Raw genomic sequence first — 18,450 nt, forward strand, 5'->3', positions numbered from 1 at the left:
ATGCATTCTTATTATATCCCTTTTGATTGGCAAATGTAAGAACTCCCCCGCCGCCCGCTGGGTAAAAACCGTAAGAAATATAATCCCGGGGTCCCCGCAAAGTAATACGAATAAGCTCCGTAGGGGCCACGTCACTTTGTGGGGTGAAAAAAAAAGCCTGCACGGCGAAACCGAGCAAGCTTCCGACACTTCCATTCCCATCCGGCAACTTTAATGCGGCTCCTTGCCCTCCACGGCGGAGGACACCCAGACAACCTCGCCTTCGCGCTGGCCATTCACCGGCCACCAGCGGAAGCCGTCGCGATCCAGCAGCTCCGTCGCCGGAGTCGGCCCCCAGGAGCCGGCCGGGTACAAGTACAATTCGCCGCGGCCGTTCTTCCAAGCCTGCTCGATGCGGTCGACGAACTTCCAGGCGAGCGCCACTTCATCCCAGCGGGTGAAGTACGTGGAGTCGCCGCGCGCCGCGTCGTACAGCAGCCGCTCGTACGCTTCCGGCGTATTGATGCCCGCTTCCGCACTCTGGGTGAAATCCATCGCGATCGGGATGATCCCCCATTGCGAGCCGGGACGCTTAGCGTTCATTTTCAGATAAATGCCTTCGTTCGGATTGACCCGGAACACTAGCAGGTTCGGCTCAAGCGACGTCTTCTGGGAGAAGTAGATGTTGTCCGGCATATTCTTGAATTCGACGACCACCTCGGTCGTCTTCGCCGGCAGCCGCTTGCCCGTCCGGACATAGAACGGCACGCCCGCCCAGCGGAAATTGTCCACGTACACCCGCGCCGCGAAATACGTCTCCGTGTTCGAATCCGGCGGCACCGCCTCTTCGGCGCGGTAAGCCGGCAACGGCTTGCCCTTGTGCATGCCGGCCGCGTATTGGCCGCGCACCACGTTCGCCTGCACGTCTTCGTCCGTCATGTACGCCCGCAGGGAGCGCAGCACCTTCACCTTCTCGTCGCGGATGTCCTCCGGATGCAGCCGGCTCGGCGGCTCCATCGCCATCATCGTGACCATCTGGAGCATATGGTTCTGCCCCATATCCCGCAGCGCGCCGGAATGATCATAGTAGCCGCCCCGCTCTTCCACGCCGACCGTCTCGCTCAGCGTAATCTGGATGTTCGCGATATACTTGTTGTTCCACAGCGGCTCGAAGAAAGCGTTCGCGAACCGGACGACTTCTATATTCTGCACCATTTCCTTGCCGAGGTAATGGTCGATCCGGTACACCTCTTCCTCGCGGAACACTTCGCGGATCTGCTCGTTCAGCTTCTCGGCCGAAGCGAGGTCGTAGCCGAACGGCTTCTCGATGACGAGCCGCTTCCAGCCTTCCGCCTGGAGCAGGCCGCCGGACTTCAGGTTATACGAGACACTGCCGAACAGCTCGGGGGCCAGCGCGAGATAGAACAGGCGGTTGCCGCCGATCTGGAATTGCTCGTCCAGCTTGTCCGCCAGCCCGCGCAGCTGCACGAAGCCGTCCACGTGGTTAATGTCCAGCGACATGTAGTGGAAATGGTCCGAGAACGTCCCCCAATTGTCGTCGCCGTCCGCCTTGTAGCGGCAAAATTCCTGGATCGAGGCGTGCAGGTCATGACGAAACTGCTCGTTCGAGCGGCTGCGGCGGGCGAGCCCGATCACCGCGAAATTCTCCGCTAGCTTCCCTTCCCGATACATGCTGTATAGAGCGGGGAACAGCTTGCGCCGGGCCAAGTCGCCCGTAGCTCCGAAAATAAAAAAGACTACGCCTTCCGATGCGCGTAAGACGCTGGCAGAGTGGATAGTGTTCATCTCGTTCCTCATTCTTTCCTAAGACTATGTAAAAGTAGTGTAGCATATCGGAGGCGGACAATCCATTCCCCCTTCCCATAAGAGTTGCAGCCCGCTTAAGCTCCCCTCCGGGGCGGTCCGAAAATGGGCGGCCGTCCCCTAGGCGTTCAACCAAGCATATCCGTACCGCCGAGAATAGCCTATACCAAGTAGTCAACATGGGAGGTGCTTATGAGAAAATGCTGATCCACCCTATCGAAGCCAAGGAGTGCGAGCCATTCCGCGGCCAGTACGTCTGTGCCGTCATGCAGGACAACAATCGCCATTACGGCATTCTGAGCCGGGCCGACAAGGGCAAGCTGTACCTGAACGACTTCGGCTCACATAGCGATAAAAGCCAGAGAAGCCAGCACAGCGAGACCAGCCAGCCTGCCCAGCCAAGCTACAAGGACCAGGCAGAGAAGTCGCGGAGCAAGAAGACCTCGGGCCACTCAAAGACCAATGTCAAGACGAAAAAAAGCGGGCTATCGTCCAAAAAGGCCGTCACCCGCCAAGACGCAGAAGTCCCGCAGCAGCAATCCGATTCGGGTACGGTGTTCGACTTCTTCGCTCCAATTCCCAGCCCCAGACCGGTCACATCTCCCGCGAATACCGACGATACGGATTCCCCATACGGCAAAAAGGCCGTGTTGAATCTGAACGAGATCGCAGCCTTGTACCCCGTGTAATAGCGCCGTCGGTCCCGAATGACGAAAACCGGTACTCTCATCCGAGTACCGGTTGGGTAGGCCGACGCCGCTCATGACAAACTGCGCAGCGGTTTCCGCATCTCATAGCATTGAAGTCCTTCCAAGTAGCTCACAAGGGCGTAGCCCTTCCTCCGGTAAAAGCGTTGGGCCCCCCGGTTCTGCTGGTCTACATAGAGCACCGATTCCTGACACCCCCGCCGAAGGCCAAAACGCTCCGCCGCCCCCATTAGCGCCGACCCGTATCCTTTGCCCTGCGCTTTGCGGTCGATGGCGATCATGTCGATATGCAGCGTTCCGTCCTCCGTCAGGCAGCTCACGAACCCTACTGTGTGCAAGCCATTCCTCGAGCACACGTACGTCGTCAGGCCGGACAAGCGCTCCTGCAGAATGTGCCGGTCGATCGTCATGCCCGGGAACGTGCGATTCGTGTAGGGCAGGAGCTCGCTGCGGATCAGCTGCAGGATCATCCGGTCGTCCCGTACCGGAATACGTCTCCTGATCATACCGGCATCACTCCCGATCCAGCTTCGACTTCTTATTACTATATGCGAACGGCAGCCGCTCGGATATGGGAACATGCTCCCTTCCAAAAATAAATAACAGGCACCCGCCCTATCGGGGGTGCCTGTTATTTGCGCCATTTTTTGCTCATCGCCCAAGTGAAAGCCACCGTCAGCACGATGAAGAGGACAAGCACGATCGCTTGCGTTCCGCTCATTCTGGTACATTCTCCTTATCCGTTACCGCCAATCCTTACCATTGTAGCCTCTTTGCGCCGGTAGTGTCAAAGCCCTTATTCCGCCAGTCCGTTCTTAACGGCATAGATCGCCGCCTGTGTACGGTCGTCGACGCCAAGCTTCGCCAAGATGTTCGTGACATGGAACTTCACCGTCTTCACCCCGATGTACAGCTCGTCGGCGACCTCTTGGTTTGATTTGCCCTTCGCGATCAGGCGCAGCACTTCCATCTCCCGCTCCGTCAGATCTTCGTGCGGCGCAGCTTCCTGCTTCGGCCGGCGGAAGCGGTTCATCATCTTCGCCGCTACCTGCGACTCGAGAATCGACTGACCGCGCGCGGCGGCGCGGATCGCCTGCGCGATCTCCGAAGCGCGTGACGTCTTGAGCAAGTAGCTGAACGCGCCGGCTTCGATGACGGGATACATCTTCTCGTCGTCCAAGTAGCTGGTCAAGACGATCACCTTGCAATCCGGGTGCTGCTGGAGCAGCTTCCGGGTCGTCTCGATGCCGTCCATTCCCTCCATGACCAAATCCATCAGCACGACGTCCGGCTTGTACTCGAGCGCGAGCCGGATGCCCTCCATCCCGTTGCTCGCTTCGCCGACGACCTCGATCTGGTCTTCCGTGCCGAGCACGGCGGCCAGGCCGATCCGCACCATCTCGTGATCGTCCACGAGCAATACTTTGATCGCATCCTCCATCGCTTACTGTTCCCCTTCCTCTTCCGCCAATATGGGTACGCGTATTTCAATCCGGGTGCCCTTGCCCGGAGCCGTAATGAAGTGCACGGTGCCCCCGATCTCGTTCACCCGCTCCTTAATCGATTGAAGCCCGTAGGACGCATGCTTGCCCTCGTCCAGCTCGAAGCCGACTCCGTTGTCGCGGATCGACAAGCGGATGCTGTCCGAGGGCCGCAGCAGCTTGAGCTCCATCTGCGTCGCCTTGGAATGCCGCAGCGTATTGGACAGCGCCTCCTGCACGATGCGGAACAAGTGATCCTCGATCCCCTTCGGCAGCCGGATCCGCTCGTCCATATCCCAGGCGATGTCGATCGGCACCTTCGCCTGCAGCTCCTGCAGCAGCTCCATGAGGCCTTGCGACAGCCGCTTGCCCTCCAGGTGCACCGGCCGCAGGTGCAAGAGCAGGGCACGCATCTCCGACTGGGCGACGGACGACATCTCTTCGATCAGGGCGATCTGACGCTTCGCCTTCTCGAAGTCCTTGTCGAGCGTGCGCCCGACGGCCGTCGCCGTCATCGAGATCGCGAACAGCTGCTGGCTCACGGCATCGTGCAGGTCGCGCGCCAGCCGCTGCCGCTCTTCGACGACGGCTGACAGCCTCGCCTTCTCCGCGAGCTCGGCGTTGTTCGTCGACAGCCGCTGCAGGGACGACACCTGCTCCTCCCACTTCGTGCTGATCCGGCTCAGCTGCACGCCCAGGCGGCCGATCTCGTCGTCGCCGAGGTGCGGGATCGCCCGGCTCAGATTGCCCTTCTCCAGGTGGAGCATGGAATCGCCCAAGATCTCGAGCCGGCGCCTTGTCCGGCTGCTGGACCAGAGGCCGTACCCGCCGCCCAGCAACACGACGATGCCGAGCAGCAGCACGCTGAATTTGAACCCGTCCCACCAGGTCGGGAACGGACGGATGTAATCGTAATAGTAGAGCAGGTAGACGACGGTGCCGAAGAGCGTGAGGCTGAGAACGATCGATTCGCCCATACTGCGCCAGATCATATTGGTCAGTTTTTTATCCAAAGGACGGTCCTCCGCGCTACACAACTTTTATATCAATATCCCCTACGAGGTAAGAGATCATCAGTTTCACTTTCGTATCGCTCGTGGCATAATTCGGCGATTCCCATACGATCTTGTTCAGAACGCCGGTCTCCTTCTCCCGAACGACGTCGATCTGGCCCGCGATGACCGAAGCGTTCACGCTGACACCCAGATCCTCCGGCACGATGATGTCCACATCGCCCAGCACGCCTTGAAGGACGAGCGTCGTTTCCTTCTGTTCCGGGATGGCAAGGGACAGGTCAATATAAATTTCTCCGATAATGTTCCACAAGCTCGCGTTTTTGAGCACCCAGGATTCTTTGTCCCACTTGATGCTCTCGATCAGATTATGCTTCTGGTAATGGCCTTCTCCGCGATGGGCCCGCTTCGAGCTGATGTAGAACAAGCCCAGCGACATCAGGACGATGGCCAGCACGAAATGAAAATGTCCGCTGATGAAAATGACGACTCCGATGCCCAGAATCCAATAGCCGGATTTGTCCGGGGACGAGCGGATTTTGTACAAGCCGAGCAGCACTAAGACGAGGGCGGCAGTCGTGAAGAAGCTGACGTAGTGATTCAACAAAATAAACAACCCTGCCGCGATCAGCACCAAGGCCGTATTTCGATTTCGCTCATCCATGTGCCGCACCTCCTGTCTCTACCCCAAAAAGTGAAGTTTTCCTCTGGAGCTTATTCCTATTACTTTTCGGGGACCCCGATTTCAACCCTTATAAAACATCCCCCACCCTAGATGGGGAACAGCCATAGGGGCGACTAGCGGCCGTCCTATGGCTGGCTTTTTCTAGAATATCACAGTTGGTTGCACGCTTCCAACCCTTTCTTGCTTACTCCGCGGACGCGGTCACGGCGTCTTCCTTTGCCGGAACGACCGGAGCGGCCGGGGACAGCTTCGCCTTCAACAGCGCAAGCTGTTGATCCACCTTCTCTTGCTTGGCCAAATCCACTACCGGAGCCGATTGCAGCGCCGAGGCCGGGACGAAAGGTTTGCGGGAAATCTCCGCTTCCACTTCCAGCTGCATAATCTTCTCTTCCATGCGGTGGAAGCCGCGGGACGCACTTCCGGACTCGATCGTGTTCGAGTAGCTGACTTGCGCCATTTGCTTCTTGGCGTTGGCCAGTTGAGCACGGGTGACGAGCTCGTTGCGCTTGTTACGCATTTTGTAGAACTCATCCTTCATATCGTGCAGTTGCCCGAGCAGCTCTTCGGCTTGGCCTTTGGACTGGGCGTGCATTTCGCCGTATTCCACGATCTTTTGGTCGTAGTACAGCTTCTCTTCCAGCGCTTGGCGGGCGCTAGCTTCCTGCCCGTTCTTCAGGGCATCGGCCGCACGGCCTTCACGGTCGGCGCTCAGGCGCACCGCTTCGTTCAGACGTTCTTGGAGCTTGCGCTCATTGGCGATTTGGCGGGCTACGGTAACTTCAGCTTGCGCAATTTCTTCCTCCATGTCGCGAATGTATTGGTTCAGCATTACGACCGGGTCTTCTACCTTATCCAGCAGCTCATTGACCGATGCCTTCGTCATATCCTTGATTCGTTTAAATACTCCCATTGTTTACACTTCTCCCTTCTCATATTGAGACAGTTTAGTTTTCAGTTCTTGGATTTCTTTCCACATGGCCTTCTTCTCGATATCTTCCATCACGGTATCCAGATGCGCCTTCTCCGAGGGAGCCGGGCGGGTGAATACGGCGTTGTTCCCTTGTGCCGGGTAAGTTGCGGACGGCCGAGCCGTGCTGTAAGCCGGTCCCGCAGCGAAGTCTGTCGCTCCATAGCTGTTCCAGCCGCTCATCATCGGAGATTGGAACGTCGGCTCCTTTGGAATCACCATCGCGGCGATGAAGTAGATCAGGATCAGCGCGCCGCCGGTGAAGAAGGTCGTGGCGATCACGATCAGACGCAGCAGGGTCGAGTCGACCCCGAGCAGGTCGGACAAGCCTCCGCATAAGCCGAACAGTTTACGATCCGTTTGTGAACGATACAGCTTCTTGGTCATTTCAACCAACCTTCCTTCTCCAGCTTTTGCCGAAGGTTATGCATTTCCCGTTCCAGCGTTTGCTGAACGGCGACTCCGGCGTTCGACAGCTCGCGGCCCAATTGACGGATGTCCCGGAGAGAGCGAGCTTCGTATTCCATATCGGAGATGCGCTCCTCCAGTCGGGTGAACGCCCGGCTGCCGGCTCCTTCGCTCAGCCCGTTCATGCGAGCATTCATCTGCTGCTGCAGCCGTACCGACTGCAGGCGGGTCATGTAGTAGTGACGCTTGCTCAGCACCTCGTCGAAATCTTTCTTCATCTGCGCGAGACGATCTTCCAATTCGATGATCGAGAGCTTGCTCTGCTCATAGAGGCCGGCATAACGCTCATACGTTTCCTCGTGCTGCAGCTTCTCTTGCAGCGCCAGCTTCGCCACTTGCTCCTCGCCGGCCTTCAGGGCCACCATCGCTTGCTGCTCCCGCTTGTCTCTCATCTGCTCCGCGGTCATCATATGGCCGCGAATCGTTTGCGTGTGGCTCATCATTTGGTGATACAATTGCTCGGACTCTTGAATTTGCAGCTTTTGCGAACTGAGATATTGATCGATCAGGCGAACCGGATCTTCCGATTGCTCGAGCTTTTCATTCAGCGTCGCCACGGTAATATCCCGCATCCGTTTCATCACGCTCATGAATCGTTTCCTCCTTAACTCTGGTATGGTGCGGCTAGTATGTGTATCTGGAATCTAGTGAACGCCCGGATTTCGTTTCAACAGCGTCACGCCGTAACCGATCAGCCCGGCTGCGATCAGAATCGCGAACAGTCCGGAGAACTTGCCGAGCAGTGCGAGCAACCCTATGACCAGGATCACCCAGCCGATAAATTTGCTGCCGTTCCGGATTCCGAGGTAACCCAGGCCGATCATCGCGATCGGGAACAGGTAGCTCATCAGATGGCCCAGCCCGAATCCCAGCTTGCCGATCAGGATCAGCGCGCCGCATGCGATCAGGAAGAGCGCCCAGCCTGAATTCCGATTGATCTTCATGTACTCACCGCCTTTCTTGTTTTCGTTTCGTTCATGTCTTTATTCTAGGCCAGATCCGATTTCTCCAAAACGGACTCCCGACGGTTTCTGTACTGGACCTTGGTCGAGTGGACGAGCCCACCCTAAGGTAGGGTAAGGGCTGGAGCCTACTTTTACTCGATGGCCAGATTAAAAAAGACCGAGCGACAAGTTCACCATTCGAACCGTCAGTCAGCCTCTAGACCTTTCCTTTTCCACTTCTAAACCCGTCCGGTTATACGACCGCCAGCTCCGTCCCTAATCGATGCGACTCGTACATCGTATTGACCACATTCACGACGCTGCGCGCGTAAGTGCCGGAGCAGCCCGGCTCCTCGTCCCGCTCGATGGCGCCGAGCAGATCCTCGAACTGCAGCACGAACGAGTTGACCGCGCCGGACAGATCGACCGGCTCATAGGCGCCGTTCTGACTGATCCACAGGCCGGAGCTCGTCGCGAGCCGCATCATGCCGCCGGTGAACAGGAACTCCGCCTCGTTGCGGTTCACGCCGCCATGCCCGCTCTGCGCGATTGTGGCCACGACGCCGGACGCCGTCTCGACGTACGCGATGCCGCTCGACTCCACGTCCCCGATCGGGAAGCCGTACTCGAACGAAGCCTTCACCTTGACGATCGGACTGCCGGTCATCCACTGCACCCGGTCGATCGAGTGGGTCCCGAGATTCGTGAAGATGCCTCCGCCGGCTTGGGCTTTCCAGTAGCACCAGTTCGGACGGTTTGGCTGGTAGTACTTGATATGCCGGGAATCCGTGATCATGATCAGCTCTCCGAGCTGTTTCGATTCGATGATGGACTTCGCCGCCAGGTTGTCGTGAATATAATGAATCGTATGCCCGACGAGCAGCTTTACCTTATGCTGCGCCGCGGCTTCGATGATGGCTTCGCAGTCCTCGATCGTAGGGGCCATCGGCTTCTCCAGGAGGAGATGGCACCCCTGCTCCGCACACCAGACCGATACCTCCCGATGCAGAAAAGGAGGCAGCGTGTTCACGACGATATCCGGCCGTTGCTCGAGCACCATTTCCTTATAATCGTTGTAGGCCTTCGTCCCGTATCGCTCGGCAGCCGATTCCGCCCGCTCCTGTACAACATCGGCTACACCTGCGAATTCCAGCCGATCCATCTGGGCAATCGCTTTCAAGTGACCGTTCGAAATATTGCCCGCTCCAATGACCGCAACCTTGTATCCCATGAGTGCCTCCAGCTCCTGCCGATAGTCGGCGTTTACCATAATTGTAGAACTCGGTTCCGGTTATGGACAAGTCTTTTAATCGTCTCTTTAACGGAAACAAGCGGCGGGATGCGCCAACCGCGCGTATAATTTTCTCTCAACCGTACAAGCTAGCCCTACAATGCTGGAATCGCACGCCAAAAAAGCGACCCGGCGAGGAGCCGCCTAATGAACGCATACAACCGAACATACTGTGGAATCGAGTTCCAGCAGAACCGTACGGCTAGCCGTCTGCGCCGAAGGATAGCCCCAGTAGGTCGCCTGCTGGCGATCGCCCTGCTGCTCATCGCAGCCGGACTCGGTAATCCGAAGCCAACGTCCGCACAGCCGAACCAGGTCGAAGTATTCGACGTCAAGGCCGGCAAGGTTGTGCGTCAGTTTCCCATGGCACCGGACATTCGCTCGAATGCGGAGCGTTGGATCGGCTCCATCTCAGGAATCGTGGCTAGCGTGAACCCGGAGCCCAAGGAAGGGATCATCATCGGCATTCCGCTAACGCCGTCTTTGCAGGTAAACAATAACTGGGTGCGGGACAAGGCGAAGGTGCTGTTCGTCTTCATCAACCGAATGAATATCCGCCAGCCCACGCTTCTCCTGATCAATGAAGAAGACCAGCCGTTGCTGTATCAAGCGACGGTCGATATGAGCCCCTTCCTCGAGCAATACAGGCTAACCGAGCTGCTGCGGACCCGATCTTCAGAAATAGTCCGCCAAATAAGTGCTCCGGCGGGGGAGGAGCTGTTCCAACAGCTCAACCGTTTCTACTTCCGCAGCTAACAGCCCGTACCGGTGCAGCTCGGTCGGCCGCTTATACCCCATCAGCATCGCGGTTAACGTCGAGACCCGGCACTTCGCTACCGCCCCTGTCCGCACGGACATACCTCCCGTCCCCTCCCTCTGCGCCACCCTGACTTTACCGTCCGGCTCCACTTCCAGCTCGAACGTACCGTTGTTCCAGTCCGCGTGTTCGTCCTCCACCTGCAGCAGCAGGTTGACGGGCTTCCCAGTCCCGGCGAAAGCCATCTGATTCACAAAAGCGGCCACATCCACGATACGGGCCATGAAATATGGCTCGATCTTCCGCTTCACCCGGGGATTGAACAGCAGGAACGATAACGGGTCGTCCACCGGAGCCCTTAGCGTAATCCGGTCGAACATCGAGTCGTGATTGGCGATAAACCGCCATAGCCCGTGCCAGGCGTCTAGATCGAGTGCCACGAACTCCCCGATCTTGAGTTGCTTGTTTTTCACCTCGTAAAGCAAATAGCCCGCCGCTTCCCCCGACGCCTTCCGGTAAAGGACCGCCTGGCCGGAATTCCGCTTGAACACTTTCTGGCTCCACCACGCTTCGTCGCGGGCCAGCATCCCGTTATATCCCGCGGCATAAGCCGAATAGAGCGGATGCAGCAGCGTCCAGTCTTTGGCCACGCGCTCTACGTACCCCTCCGAGGCCGGCCCGCTGGGCAGCTGGGAAGCTTCGAGCTCGACCTCCATGTAATCGGCGTACAGCTCCCAGCCGAATTTGCGGTAGAACGGGATCGAGAACGGATGCAGGAAGGAGACGCTCTGTCCCTGTTCCTTCATCACCTTCAGGGCGTTAACCAGCAAGTGGCGCACCAGGCCTTGGCGCCGATATTCCGGCCATGTGGCCACACCGGCCACCCCGCCCATCGCTAACAATCGGCCGCCTACATAGGTATGCATCGGGTGAATCGTCATTTTCGCCGCCAACCGGCCTTCCACGAAGTATCCCCAGATCGTATCAGGCGTCGTATGCGCCTTGCGCGCAGCCCTCTCGTCGGGGTCCAGCTCATATTGAAACGCAAAGCATGACAAGTCCAGACTTTCGTCCATCTCCTCCAACCGCAGCGTACGAATCTCGTCCAACCGAATGCCCCCTCATCAAATTGTCAGAAGCCGCCTAAGCCCTAAGTCCAGGATGGCTATTCTCGGCTTGATCTCATCGGATCGCCTGTTTCTTCCTCCTTATTCTAACAGCTCGAGCAGGTTCCGGGTAGCTTCCATGCGGCTCGTGCTCCTCCGCCGACGAAGCCTATTGGTCATGTCCCCAAAAACCGGGCGGATGCACAGGGCGAATGTCCAGTCTCGTAGGCCGCAACCGGCATATGCTGGACTATCAAGATTGAAAGGGGGATGCTGCATGGGAGCTGTTGGCGGATTGGGAGGATTCCACACAACAATTGGTGTAATTCTGGTACTTTTCATCCTGCTGGTCATCGTATTGGCATCTTGTTTCTGCATCTAAGCGACGCCTAACCTGCAGACACGCATACAGAAAGCCCGGCGTTCGGACGAACGCCGGGCTTTCCTCGTGTGTAAAGGGTTATGGAGTCCACAAGGCTCCTTCGATCGGATGGACCTCCACGAGGTCACCCGGCCGCACGCCCTCTCCGCCCGGCGGGACGACAATCAGGCACTGCGCCTCCCGGAGCGAGATGAGGTCGCTGGATTTGTTCCCGCCGGCCGGCCGTGCGTACGCTCGTCCGCCCTCGAGGCGCAGCCGGCCCCGGACATATCGCTCGAAGGCGATGCCGGGTATCGGGGCGCCCTCCAGCACCGCCTGGGCCGGCGGCTCGTCGTGCCTGCGGTGGTCCGGGCCCGGCGCCGGCTCGCCCTGCATCTGCTGCAGCGCCGGCCGCACCAAGAGTTCGAAGCCGACGAGGCAAGCACTCGGGTTGCCGGACAAGGCGAACAGCAGACGGCCGTCCCGCACCCCGACGCTGGTCACGCTGCCCGGCCGCATCTGCACCTTGTCGAACAGGCGCACGCCGTCCCAGTGCCGGAGCAGCTCGGTCATCACGTCGTAGTCGCCGACGGAGACGCCGCCGCTTGTGAGCACCGCGTCGTACCGGCCGCCTGCGAGCGCCTCCAGCACGACCGGCAGGACATGATCCAGCCGGTCGTCCAGCGGGCCGAGCAGCTCGGCGTCCGCGCCGGCGGACCGCGCCAGCGCCGCGAGCATCGCCGAGTTGCTGTCGCGGATGCGGCCCGGCGCGAGCGGCGACGGGGCCGCGACCGGCAGCAGCTCGGCGCCGGTCGCGAGCACGGCCACGCGCGGCCGTCGCCAGACGGCGACGCGGGCGTGGCCGAGCGCCGCGAGCACCGCGATCGCGCCGGCGCCGACGCGCGTGCCGGCCGCGAGCAGCCGCTCGCCCGGCGCCGCCTCGCGGCCCGCGGGCGTGACGTTGTCGCCGGGCGCCGCCGGCTTGCCTACGCGCACGCGGCCCGCGGCAAGGGCGTCCGCCGCCGGCACGCCCCAGGCGTCGGTCTGCTCCAGCATGATGACCGCGTCCGCCCCCTCCGGGAGGGGGGCTCCGGTCATGATGCGCGCGGCTTGACCCGCGCCGATCGGTGCTTGCGGCACTTGACCGCAAGCGATCGACTCCGTGACGTCCAGCTCGGCGGGACGTCCCGAGGCCGCGCCGGCGGTGTCCGACGCGCGCACGGCGTAGCCGTCGACGCCGCTGCGACGGAAGTGCGGGATCGGCTGATCCGCGCACACGTCGCGCGCCAGCCGGCGGCCCCAGGCGTCCGCGAGCGGCACGTGCTCGGCGGCCAGTCCGATCGGCACATGCGTCGCGATCCGGCGCTGTGCCTCCCGGACGGGAATCGCCGTCCGGTGCGGCGCGCTGCGGCTGTCCATCGCTTGCTCTCCCTTCTAGTCACACACGTGTTGATGGTGCTTGTGTTGGTCGTGCTCTTCTTCGTCGTTTAGGGCGTTATCTCGGACCCTCAGACCCTCGAACACTTACCCGCCGATCTGCGACATCCGTCGGACCGTCGGCGTGTGGGACTGCGCCTGCTGTGCAAGCGCCTGCGCCATCTCATGGTTCAACGGCTTCACGTCCAGCGCACGGAAGAACATGTCCTGCATGCCCTCCGGATTGCCGATGTACGTCCGGACATTGAATTCGTCCGTCCAATACAGGCACGGCTTGATGTTACCGTCCGCCGTGAGCCGCAGCCGGTTGCACGATTCGCAGAAGTGGTCGCTCACCGGGTGGATCAGGCCGAACGTCCCGCGAGCCCCTTCGATCCGATAATTGCGGCTCGGCCCGTTGCCGTACACTTCGCCGTGCGGCGCGACAGCCCAGCCGTTGTCCGCACAGACGTCGAGAACTGTGGACAGCGGTATATACCGCGTCCGCCATCCGTCATCGTCATGCCCGATCGGCATATACTCGATGAACCGGACGGTAACGTCCCGCTCTATGGACATCCGTAGGAAGTCTGCGATCTCGTCGTCGTTCACGCCCTTCATCAGCACGACGTTCAGCTTGATCGGCTGAAACCCGACGCGCACCGACTCCTCAAGGGAAGCGAGCACCTTCGTGATATCGCCGCCGCGGGTGATGAGGGAGAACCGGTCCGCCCGCAGCGAATCGAGACTGATGTTCACCCGGGTCACCCCGGCTTCCTTCAATCGTTCCGCCCGCGGAGCGAGGAAGATGCCGTTCGTCGTCAGAGCGATATCCTCGATGCCGGGAATGGCCGAGAGCCTGCCGATCAGCACCTCGAGGTTTTTGCGCACGAGCGGTTCCCCTCCGGTGATGCGCAGCTTCCGTACGCCTACCCGAGCGAGCACCTGCACCACTTCGACGATTTCGTCGAACGTGAGGATGCGGTCATCCGGTTCGAATTCCATGCCTTCCTCCGGCATGCAGTATACGCAGCGCAGGTTGCACCGGTCGGTGACCGAGATGCGCAAGTAATCGTGCACCCGGCCGAAACGATCCACCAGAAGCGTCTCCATGCGGCCCCCTCCTCTACAAGTGCTTCATTTTCTTTATTTTAACACACTGCACGGCCTTATGTCGGGGAAGTTGCTGAGATCACCTCGACAAATATTCTTATTTTTCACCAATTCCATGCCTTAAGTCCTAACGATCCGGCGGGAAAAGGTGACGGGAGTAACTTCTCAATGACACCGCCTTGGGCCTAATATTAAGAGAAAGACTTTTCCAGTTTTGCCGGAGATTTCGATGCCGAGAGAAGGTGATCGCATGCACACCGTCATGATCGTGGACGATGCCGCATTTATGAGAACAATTATCAAAGACATTGTGTGTGAGATCGGGTGCAGCGTCGTCGCCGAGGCCGAGAACGGAGAAGAAGCCGTAAAGATGTACTCCCGCACGCGGCCCGACCTGGTCACGATGGATATTACGATGCCGCTCATGGATGGAGTTACCGCGCTCCGCAAAATCAAAGCGATCGACCCGCAGGCCAAGGTGATCGTCTGTTCCGCTATGTCCCATCAGCCGATGGTGATCGAGGCCATCTCGCTCGGGGCCAAAGATTTCATTGCCAAACCGGTTCAGAAGGAACGGGTCCAGCATACGATCCGCAAAATATTGGAACAAGCCTAAACGTTTGCCCCCAGCTATTCTATCAACCTATCGGTCTACTCGCCTATTCGGGCAAATCCCGCTCCTCTCGATGCATTTTCCGTTCTAAGCCATCGCCTCCATTAATAGATTGGTATAGAGGCGTGACCGAATCGGCCATGCAAAATACGAGGTTTTGCGAGTAACCCGAGAGGATGAGTGCCGTGGCGAGAATTATGATTGTCGACGATGCCGCCTTCATGCGGGCAATCCTAAGTCAAATGCTGCGCGAGAATGGATATGAAATCGCGGCGGAAGCCGCGAGCGGCGAAGAAGCGATCCAGCTGTACCGGGAGCGTCGGCCCGATTTGGTGACGATGGACATCACGATGCCGGACATGGATGGGATCACCGCCATGCGGCACATTCGCCAGTTCGATCCGGCGGCGAAAATTATTATCTGCTCCGCGATGTCCCACCAGCAAGCGGTTATCGACTCGATTGCGAACGGAGCCCGAGATTTTATCGCCAAGCCGCTGCAAAAGGAGCGGGTGTACAGCGCAATTGAGCGCGTATTGGCGGAAGCCGGTACGGCGCCCATCATCAAGCCGGTATAGCCGCGCCGATCCAAATGAAACAACCCTCTTGCGAGACGAGGAGATTCGTCGGCTTGAGGGTTGTTGGTTTCTTCAGGCTTGCCGAGCCGCGTTCACTCGTTCTACCAAGCGCTTGAGGGTCACCGCATCCTGAAGGAATTGCTCCGGCACGTCGTCCTTCACGAACTCCAGCATCGCGTAACGCTCCGTCTCCGGGACGGCCCGCAGATAGCGGACCCAAGCCTCCTCGCCGTCGGCGAGCGGATGCCGTACACGGTCGACCCAATGGTACACGTGTATATTCGTCAACCATGGCTCCAGGGCGGCGATCGCCGGCAGATGCTCTTCCTCGGCTATCGTAGGCAACGGCTGCCAATACGAGTACACGTTCGGATGATCGACTCCACGCAGCAGCTTAAGCGCCGTCTCGAGCGTATCGGTAAGCGTGTTCCCATGGAACTCGAAGGCGACCTTGATGCCCACTTTTGCGGACTCCTCAGCAATCGCTCGTGTATCCTGGATCACCGTATCCCACCAAGCGTCGTCGGCAGCCGCCGAGCCGCGGTTTCCCGCCCACACGCGGATGAGCGGAGCCCCAAGGGCAGCGGCCGAAGCCAGGACGTCCGCGAAGTTCGTGTCCACTCCGACTTTGTAATACGAGCCGTATGCCGCGACTTGCACCCCGGCTTCTTTCGTCAGCCGTGCGGCATCCTGCGCCGCTTCGATATTCCCCGGGGGGACATGAGTGTCGCCCCCCCATTCGATCCCGTCCAGTCCCGCTTCGGCTACGAGCGATACGATCTGCTCCCGGCTCAATTGGCGAAACGTTATGGACAGCAGTCCCGTGTGCAGCATCCCCAACATCCTTCCGTTATGTATGTTTTTTGCGTCGAAGCCATTCCTTTATTATACCGCTTTCCGCATGTTTCGGACAGCCAAGAACCGCCCTCATAAAATGTCCCCGGCAAGCGCATGTTAACGGTGGAGGTGATGGGACTTGGCACGGAACAAACTACCTGCACATAAGACAAACAAATTCGTGACCGACGAGAAGGATCCGATCAGCACCAAGAAGGCGGCCGACTATCCGCCCAGCTTAAATCACATTCCGAAACAGAACAATCCGCAATAAAAAAGGACCGGCCTTGGCGGAACTCATTTCCGCTAATCCGGTCTGATTATTAACCCACGAAAAAACACTGACAGGAACGAATGTCCTGTCAGTGTTTTGTAGTGCCGGTGAAGGGACTCGAACCCCCACGGTTTCCCTCACGATTTTGAGTCGCGCGCGTCTGCCAATTCCGCCACACCGGCATATGAAGTTAAAATGGCGTGCCCTAAGAGATTCGAACTCCTGACCTTTTGATTCGTAGTCAAACGCTCTATCCGGCTGAGCTAAGGGCACAGATTGCGGAATTGCTGATGGTGCCGAAGACCAGACTTGAACTGGTACGGTGGTCACCCACCGCAGGATTTTAAGTCCTGTGCGTCTGCCGATTCCGCCACTCCGGCGAAGCTAGATGGAGGCGCCACCCAGACTCGAACTGGGGGTAGAGCTTTTGCAGAGCTCTGCCTTACCACTTGGCTATGGCGCCGTGAATTTGGAGCGGACGACGAGATTCGAACTCGCGACCCTCGCCTTGGCAAGGCGATGCTCTACCACTGAGCCACGTCCGCACGCTATATAAAAAATGATCCCAGAAAGGAAACTGGGGATCTAGGATTCGAACCTAGGAATGACGGAGTCAAAGTCCGTTGCCTTACCGCTTGGCTAATCCCCAATATGGTGAAGTTATGGGGCGATCGATGGGACTTGAACCCACGAATGCCGGAGCCACAATCCGGTGCGTTAACCCCTTCGCCACGACCGCCATACGCTTCAAAGTTCTTCTGGCAGGGGCAGCAGGAATCGAACCCACACCAAAGGTTTTGGAGACCTTTGTTCTACCTTTAAACTATGCCCCTGTATGATCTTCACCTCTAGGGTGAAGCTATGGAGGATGATGGATTCGAACCACCGAACTCGTCAGAGAACAGATTTACAGTCTGCTGCGTTTGGCCACTTCGCTAATCCTCCATGTTAAACATGGTGCCGTCGAGAGGACTTGAACCCCCAACCTACTGATTACAAGTCAGTTGCTCTACCAATTGAGCTACAACGGCATATTCATTTAGAAAGATGGTGGCTCGGGACGGAATCGAACCGCCGACACGAGGATTTTCAGTCCTCTGCTCTACCGACTGAGCTACCGAGCCTTACTGCCTTAGTACATTGCATGATCGCTTAGAAAATAAATGGCGGAGCCGACGGGATTCGAACCCGCGGTCTCCTGCGTGACAGGCAGGCATGTTAGGCCTCTACACCACGGCTCCACACTATTGCGGGGGCAGGATTTGAACCTGCGGCCTTCGGGTTATGAGCCCGACGAGCTACCGGGCTGCTCCACCCCGCGTCGATGATGATTAGGTATTCAGTTACCTATGGAGGCTGAGGGGATCGAACCCCCGACCCTCTGCTTGTAAGGCAGATGCTCTCCCGGCTGAGCTAAGCCTCCATGAAAGGACAAAGAATAATATAACAAATTTCTTAGTTTAAAGCAAGTGGAAATTTGATGGTGACCCGTAGGGGATTCGAACCCCTGTTACCTCCGTGAAAGGGAGGTGTCTTAACCCCTTGACCAACGGGCCATGTTATTAAATGTTATCAGGTTCTTATCCCTCGACAAGTTGTATTGCTACGGAGAGCGAGGGATGCTCTTCGGGCTAACGCCCTTCGAGAATGCGAAGCATTTGCTAACGAAGCTTATGCTCCACCGTCCCCTCTTATCGGGTTTGAATCCCTCGACAAGTTGTATTGCTACGGAGAGCGAGGGATTCGAACCCTCGAGACGCTTTTGACGCCTACACGATTTCCAATCGTGCTCCTTCGACCACTCGGACAGCTCTCCATGGGTACTCCCCGAACAGGACTCGAACCTGTGACAACTCGATTAACAGTCGAGTGCTCTACCGACTGAGCTATCAGGGAATATTGTTCAATTGTCAGGGTTTTATTCCCTGAAAACTGGGTGCGAAACGATAACGTTGTACTTGTGTTGGATAAGCCCTCGACCGATTAGTATTCGTCAGCTGCACGCATTGCTGCGCGTCCACCTCGAACCTATCCAC

The 18,450-nt window shown here is 58.4% G+C and carries 19 protein-coding genes and 17 tRNA genes; 5 read left to right on the forward strand and 31 right to left on the reverse strand.

Annotated elements, in window-relative coordinates; genetic code table 11:
- Nucleotides 1–210 precede the first annotated feature (210 nt).
- On the reverse strand, nt 211–1,785 hold the full coding sequence (gene zwf, locus ACI5FR_RS32170; RefSeq protein WP_405462247.1) for a glucose-6-phosphate dehydrogenase: 1,575 nt from the start codon (nt 1,783–1,785) through the stop codon (nt 211–213).
- A 218-nt stretch (nt 1,786–2,003) separates the two neighbouring features.
- On the opposite strand from zwf, the gene ACI5FR_RS32175 reads away from it, so the two are divergent.
- Nucleotides 2,004–2,492 (forward strand): hypothetical protein, encoded by a 489-nt coding sequence (locus ACI5FR_RS32175; protein WP_405462249.1) that lies wholly within the window; start codon nt 2,004–2,006, stop codon nt 2,490–2,492.
- 71 nt (nt 2,493–2,563) lie between these two features.
- Here the strand turns inward: ACI5FR_RS32175 and ACI5FR_RS32180 are convergent, their stop codons facing one another.
- The 9 genes from ACI5FR_RS32180 to ACI5FR_RS32220 all read right to left on the reverse strand — a co-directional run bounded on the left by ACI5FR_RS32180 (nt 2,564) and on the right by ACI5FR_RS32220 (nt 9,338).
- Complete coding sequence (locus ACI5FR_RS32180) at nt 2,564–3,016, reverse strand: GNAT family N-acetyltransferase (protein WP_405462251.1); 453 nt, start codon at nt 3,014–3,016, stop codon at nt 2,564–2,566.
- Nucleotides 3,017–3,306: 290 nt separating this feature from the next.
- Entirely contained in the window at nt 3,307–3,951 is a 645-nt protein-coding gene (locus ACI5FR_RS32185) for a response regulator (RefSeq protein ID WP_405462253.1), read from the reverse strand.
- 3 nt (nt 3,952–3,954) lie between these two features.
- Complete coding sequence (locus ACI5FR_RS32190) at nt 3,955–4,983, reverse strand: HAMP domain-containing sensor histidine kinase (protein WP_405462290.1); 1,029 nt, start codon at nt 4,981–4,983, stop codon at nt 3,955–3,957.
- Nucleotides 4,984–5,020: 37 nt separating this feature from the next.
- A complete protein-coding gene (gene liaF / locus ACI5FR_RS32195) occupies nt 5,021–5,668 on the reverse strand; it encodes a cell wall-active antibiotics response protein LiaF (protein ID WP_405462255.1) in 648 nt (215 codons plus the stop codon).
- Nucleotides 5,669–5,873: 205 nt separating this feature from the next.
- The gene (locus tag ACI5FR_RS32200; RefSeq protein ID WP_405462257.1) at nt 5,874–6,599 is read right to left on the reverse strand and encodes a PspA/IM30 family protein; all 726 of its coding nucleotides are present in this window, start codon (nt 6,597–6,599) and stop codon (nt 5,874–5,876) included.
- A 3-nt stretch (nt 6,600–6,602) separates the two neighbouring features.
- Complete coding sequence (locus tag ACI5FR_RS32205; protein ID WP_405462259.1) at nt 6,603–7,043, reverse strand: PspC domain-containing protein; 441 nt, start codon at nt 7,041–7,043, stop codon at nt 6,603–6,605.
- On the reverse strand, nt 7,040–7,714 hold the full coding sequence (locus tag ACI5FR_RS32210) for a PspA/IM30 family protein (protein ID WP_405462262.1): 675 nt from the start codon (nt 7,712–7,714) through the stop codon (nt 7,040–7,042). The genes ACI5FR_RS32205 and ACI5FR_RS32210 overlap by 4 nt, the downstream gene beginning before the upstream one ends.
- A 54-nt stretch (nt 7,715–7,768) precedes the next feature.
- Nucleotides 7,769–8,068 carry a LiaF transmembrane domain-containing protein gene (locus ACI5FR_RS32215; protein ID WP_405462264.1) on the reverse strand — a complete coding sequence of 100 codons (300 nt, stop codon included), beginning with the start codon at nt 8,066–8,068 and terminating at the stop codon, nt 7,769–7,771.
- Between the two features lie 253 nt (nt 8,069–8,321).
- Complete coding sequence (locus ACI5FR_RS32220; RefSeq protein ID WP_405462266.1) at nt 8,322–9,338, reverse strand: Gfo/Idh/MocA family protein; 1,017 nt, start codon at nt 9,336–9,338, stop codon at nt 8,322–8,324.
- A 168-nt stretch (nt 9,339–9,506) separates the two neighbouring features.
- On the opposite strand from ACI5FR_RS32220, the gene ACI5FR_RS32225 reads away from it, so the two are divergent.
- Entirely contained in the window at nt 9,507–10,115 is a 609-nt protein-coding gene (locus ACI5FR_RS32225) for a hypothetical protein (protein ID WP_405462268.1), read from the forward strand.
- Here the strand turns inward: ACI5FR_RS32225 and ACI5FR_RS32230 are convergent.
- From ACI5FR_RS32230 to moaA, 3 genes are all read right to left on the reverse strand, one after another.
- Nucleotides 10,035–11,225 carry a GNAT family N-acetyltransferase gene (locus tag ACI5FR_RS32230; protein WP_405462270.1) on the reverse strand — a complete coding sequence of 397 codons (1,191 nt, stop codon included), beginning with the start codon at nt 11,223–11,225 and terminating at the stop codon, nt 10,035–10,037. The genes ACI5FR_RS32225 and ACI5FR_RS32230 overlap by 81 nt on opposite strands.
- A 457-nt stretch (nt 11,226–11,682) precedes the next feature.
- Nucleotides 11,683–13,002: a molybdopterin molybdotransferase MoeA gene (locus ACI5FR_RS32235; RefSeq protein WP_405462273.1), complete on the reverse strand. Its 1,320-nt coding sequence runs from the start codon at nt 13,000–13,002 to the stop codon at nt 11,683–11,685.
- Nucleotides 13,003–13,107: 105 nt separating this feature from the next.
- The gene (moaA, locus tag ACI5FR_RS32240; protein ID WP_405462275.1) at nt 13,108–14,112 is read right to left on the reverse strand and encodes a GTP 3',8-cyclase MoaA; all 1,005 of its coding nucleotides are present in this window, start codon (nt 14,110–14,112) and stop codon (nt 13,108–13,110) included.
- A gap of 250 nt (nt 14,113–14,362) precedes the next feature.
- Here moaA and ACI5FR_RS32245 point away from each other — a divergent pair, with 250 nt between their 5' ends.
- Both ACI5FR_RS32245 and ACI5FR_RS32250 read left to right on the forward strand, forming a co-directional pair.
- Nucleotides 14,363–14,728: a response regulator gene (locus tag ACI5FR_RS32245; protein ID WP_405462277.1), complete on the forward strand. Its 366-nt coding sequence runs from the start codon at nt 14,363–14,365 to the stop codon at nt 14,726–14,728.
- A gap of 182 nt (nt 14,729–14,910) precedes the next feature.
- Nucleotides 14,911–15,303: a response regulator gene (locus tag ACI5FR_RS32250; RefSeq protein ID WP_405462280.1), complete on the forward strand. Its 393-nt coding sequence runs from the start codon at nt 14,911–14,913 to the stop codon at nt 15,301–15,303.
- Nucleotides 15,304–15,375: 72 nt separating this feature from the next.
- On the opposite strand, the gene ACI5FR_RS32255 is transcribed toward ACI5FR_RS32250, so the two are convergent.
- Entirely contained in the window at nt 15,376–16,137 is a 762-nt protein-coding gene (locus tag ACI5FR_RS32255; protein WP_405462283.1) for a sugar phosphate isomerase/epimerase family protein, read from the reverse strand.
- 142 nt (nt 16,138–16,279) lie between these two features.
- Here ACI5FR_RS32255 and ACI5FR_RS32260 point away from each other — a divergent pair, with 142 nt between their 5' ends.
- Complete coding sequence (locus tag ACI5FR_RS32260; protein ID WP_405462286.1) at nt 16,280–16,414, forward strand: hypothetical protein; 135 nt, start codon at nt 16,280–16,282, stop codon at nt 16,412–16,414.
- A 102-nt stretch (nt 16,415–16,516) separates the two neighbouring features.
- Here ACI5FR_RS32260 and ACI5FR_RS32265 read toward each other — a convergent pair.
- The 17 genes from ACI5FR_RS32265 to ACI5FR_RS32345 all read right to left on the reverse strand — a co-directional run bounded on the left by ACI5FR_RS32265 (nt 16,517) and on the right by ACI5FR_RS32345 (nt 18,310).
- Nucleotides 16,517–16,596 (reverse strand) — tRNA-Leu (locus ACI5FR_RS32265).
- 14 nt (nt 16,597–16,610) lie between these two features.
- Nucleotides 16,611–16,687: transfer RNA gene (locus ACI5FR_RS32270), tRNA-Arg, on the reverse strand.
- Nucleotides 16,688–16,705: 18 nt separating this feature from the next.
- Nucleotides 16,706–16,794: transfer RNA gene (locus tag ACI5FR_RS32275), tRNA-Leu, on the reverse strand.
- A 9-nt stretch (nt 16,795–16,803) separates the two neighbouring features.
- A tRNA-Cys gene (locus tag ACI5FR_RS32280) sits at nt 16,804–16,877 on the reverse strand.
- Nucleotides 16,878–16,884: 7 nt separating this feature from the next.
- Nucleotides 16,885–16,959 (reverse strand) — tRNA-Gly (locus ACI5FR_RS32285).
- A 32-nt stretch (nt 16,960–16,991) separates the two neighbouring features.
- Nucleotides 16,992–17,063: transfer RNA gene (locus ACI5FR_RS32290), tRNA-Gln, on the reverse strand.
- Between the two features lie 14 nt (nt 17,064–17,077).
- A tRNA-His gene (locus ACI5FR_RS32295) sits at nt 17,078–17,153 on the reverse strand.
- Nucleotides 17,154–17,173: 20 nt separating this feature from the next.
- Nucleotides 17,174–17,247: transfer RNA gene (locus tag ACI5FR_RS32300), tRNA-Trp, on the reverse strand.
- Between the two features lie 29 nt (nt 17,248–17,276).
- Nucleotides 17,277–17,359 (reverse strand) — tRNA-Tyr (locus tag ACI5FR_RS32305).
- Between the two features lie 10 nt (nt 17,360–17,369).
- Nucleotides 17,370–17,445, reverse strand: a tRNA-Thr gene (locus ACI5FR_RS32310).
- Between the two features lie 17 nt (nt 17,446–17,462).
- A tRNA-Phe gene (locus ACI5FR_RS32315) sits at nt 17,463–17,538 on the reverse strand.
- Between the two features lie 40 nt (nt 17,539–17,578).
- Nucleotides 17,579–17,655 (reverse strand) — tRNA-Asp (locus ACI5FR_RS32320).
- 6 nt (nt 17,656–17,661) lie between these two features.
- A tRNA-Met gene (locus tag ACI5FR_RS32325) sits at nt 17,662–17,735 on the reverse strand.
- Between the two features lie 29 nt (nt 17,736–17,764).
- Nucleotides 17,765–17,837, reverse strand: a tRNA-Val gene (locus ACI5FR_RS32330).
- A gap of 58 nt (nt 17,838–17,895) precedes the next feature.
- Nucleotides 17,896–17,970 (reverse strand) — tRNA-Glu (locus ACI5FR_RS32335).
- A gap of 172 nt (nt 17,971–18,142) precedes the next feature.
- Nucleotides 18,143–18,230, reverse strand: a tRNA-Ser gene (locus ACI5FR_RS32340).
- Between the two features lie 7 nt (nt 18,231–18,237).
- Nucleotides 18,238–18,310: transfer RNA gene (locus ACI5FR_RS32345), tRNA-Asn, on the reverse strand.
- Between the last annotated feature and the right edge of the window lie 140 nt (nt 18,311–18,450).

The sequence above is a fragment of the Paenibacillus sp. HJGM_3 genome (assembly GCF_045062745.1).
Taxonomy (GTDB): Bacteria; Bacillota; Bacilli; order Paenibacillales; family NBRC-103111; genus Paenibacillus_AA.

Coding starts and splice junctions, on each gene's coding strand:
- ACI5FR_RS32205 (WP_405462259.1), bottom strand. CDS start 7,043: ATGACCAAGAAGCTGTATCGTTCACAAACGGATCGTAAACTGTTCGGC.
- ACI5FR_RS32180 (WP_405462251.1), bottom strand. CDS start 3,016: ATGATCAGGAGACGTATTCCGGTACGGGACGACCGGATGATCCTGCAG.
- ACI5FR_RS32210 (WP_405462262.1), bottom strand. CDS start 7,714: ATGAGCGTGATGAAACGGATGCGGGATATTACCGTGGCGACGCTGAAT.
- ACI5FR_RS32255 (WP_405462283.1), bottom strand. CDS start 16,137: ATGCTGCACACGGGACTGCTGTCCATAACGTTTCGCCAATTGAGCCGG.
- ACI5FR_RS32245 (WP_405462277.1), top strand. CDS start 14,363: ATGCACACCGTCATGATCGTGGACGATGCCGCATTTATGAGAACAATT.
- liaF (WP_405462255.1), bottom strand. CDS start 5,668: ATGGATGAGCGAAATCGAAATACGGCCTTGGTGCTGATCGCGGCAGGG.
- ACI5FR_RS32220 (WP_405462266.1), bottom strand. CDS start 9,338: ATGGTAAACGCCGACTATCGGCAGGAGCTGGAGGCACTCATGGGATAC.
- ACI5FR_RS32235 (WP_405462273.1), bottom strand. CDS start 13,002: ATGGACAGCCGCAGCGCGCCGCACCGGACGGCGATTCCCGTCCGGGAG.
- zwf (WP_405462247.1), bottom strand. CDS start 1,785: ATGAACACTATCCACTCTGCCAGCGTCTTACGCGCATCGGAAGGCGTA.
- ACI5FR_RS32225 (WP_405462268.1), top strand. CDS start 9,507: ATGAACGCATACAACCGAACATACTGTGGAATCGAGTTCCAGCAGAAC.
- ACI5FR_RS32215 (WP_405462264.1), bottom strand. CDS start 8,068: ATGAAGATCAATCGGAATTCAGGCTGGGCGCTCTTCCTGATCGCATGC.
- ACI5FR_RS32190 (WP_405462290.1), bottom strand. CDS start 4,983: ATGATCTGGCGCAGTATGGGCGAATCGATCGTTCTCAGCCTCACGCTC.
- moaA (WP_405462275.1), bottom strand. CDS start 14,112: ATGGAGACGCTTCTGGTGGATCGTTTCGGCCGGGTGCACGATTACTTG.
- ACI5FR_RS32200 (WP_405462257.1), bottom strand. CDS start 6,599: ATGGGAGTATTTAAACGAATCAAGGATATGACGAAGGCATCGGTCAAT.
- ACI5FR_RS32175 (WP_405462249.1), top strand. CDS start 2,004: ATGCTGATCCACCCTATCGAAGCCAAGGAGTGCGAGCCATTCCGCGGC.
- ACI5FR_RS32185 (WP_405462253.1), bottom strand. CDS start 3,951: ATGGAGGATGCGATCAAAGTATTGCTCGTGGACGATCACGAGATGGTG.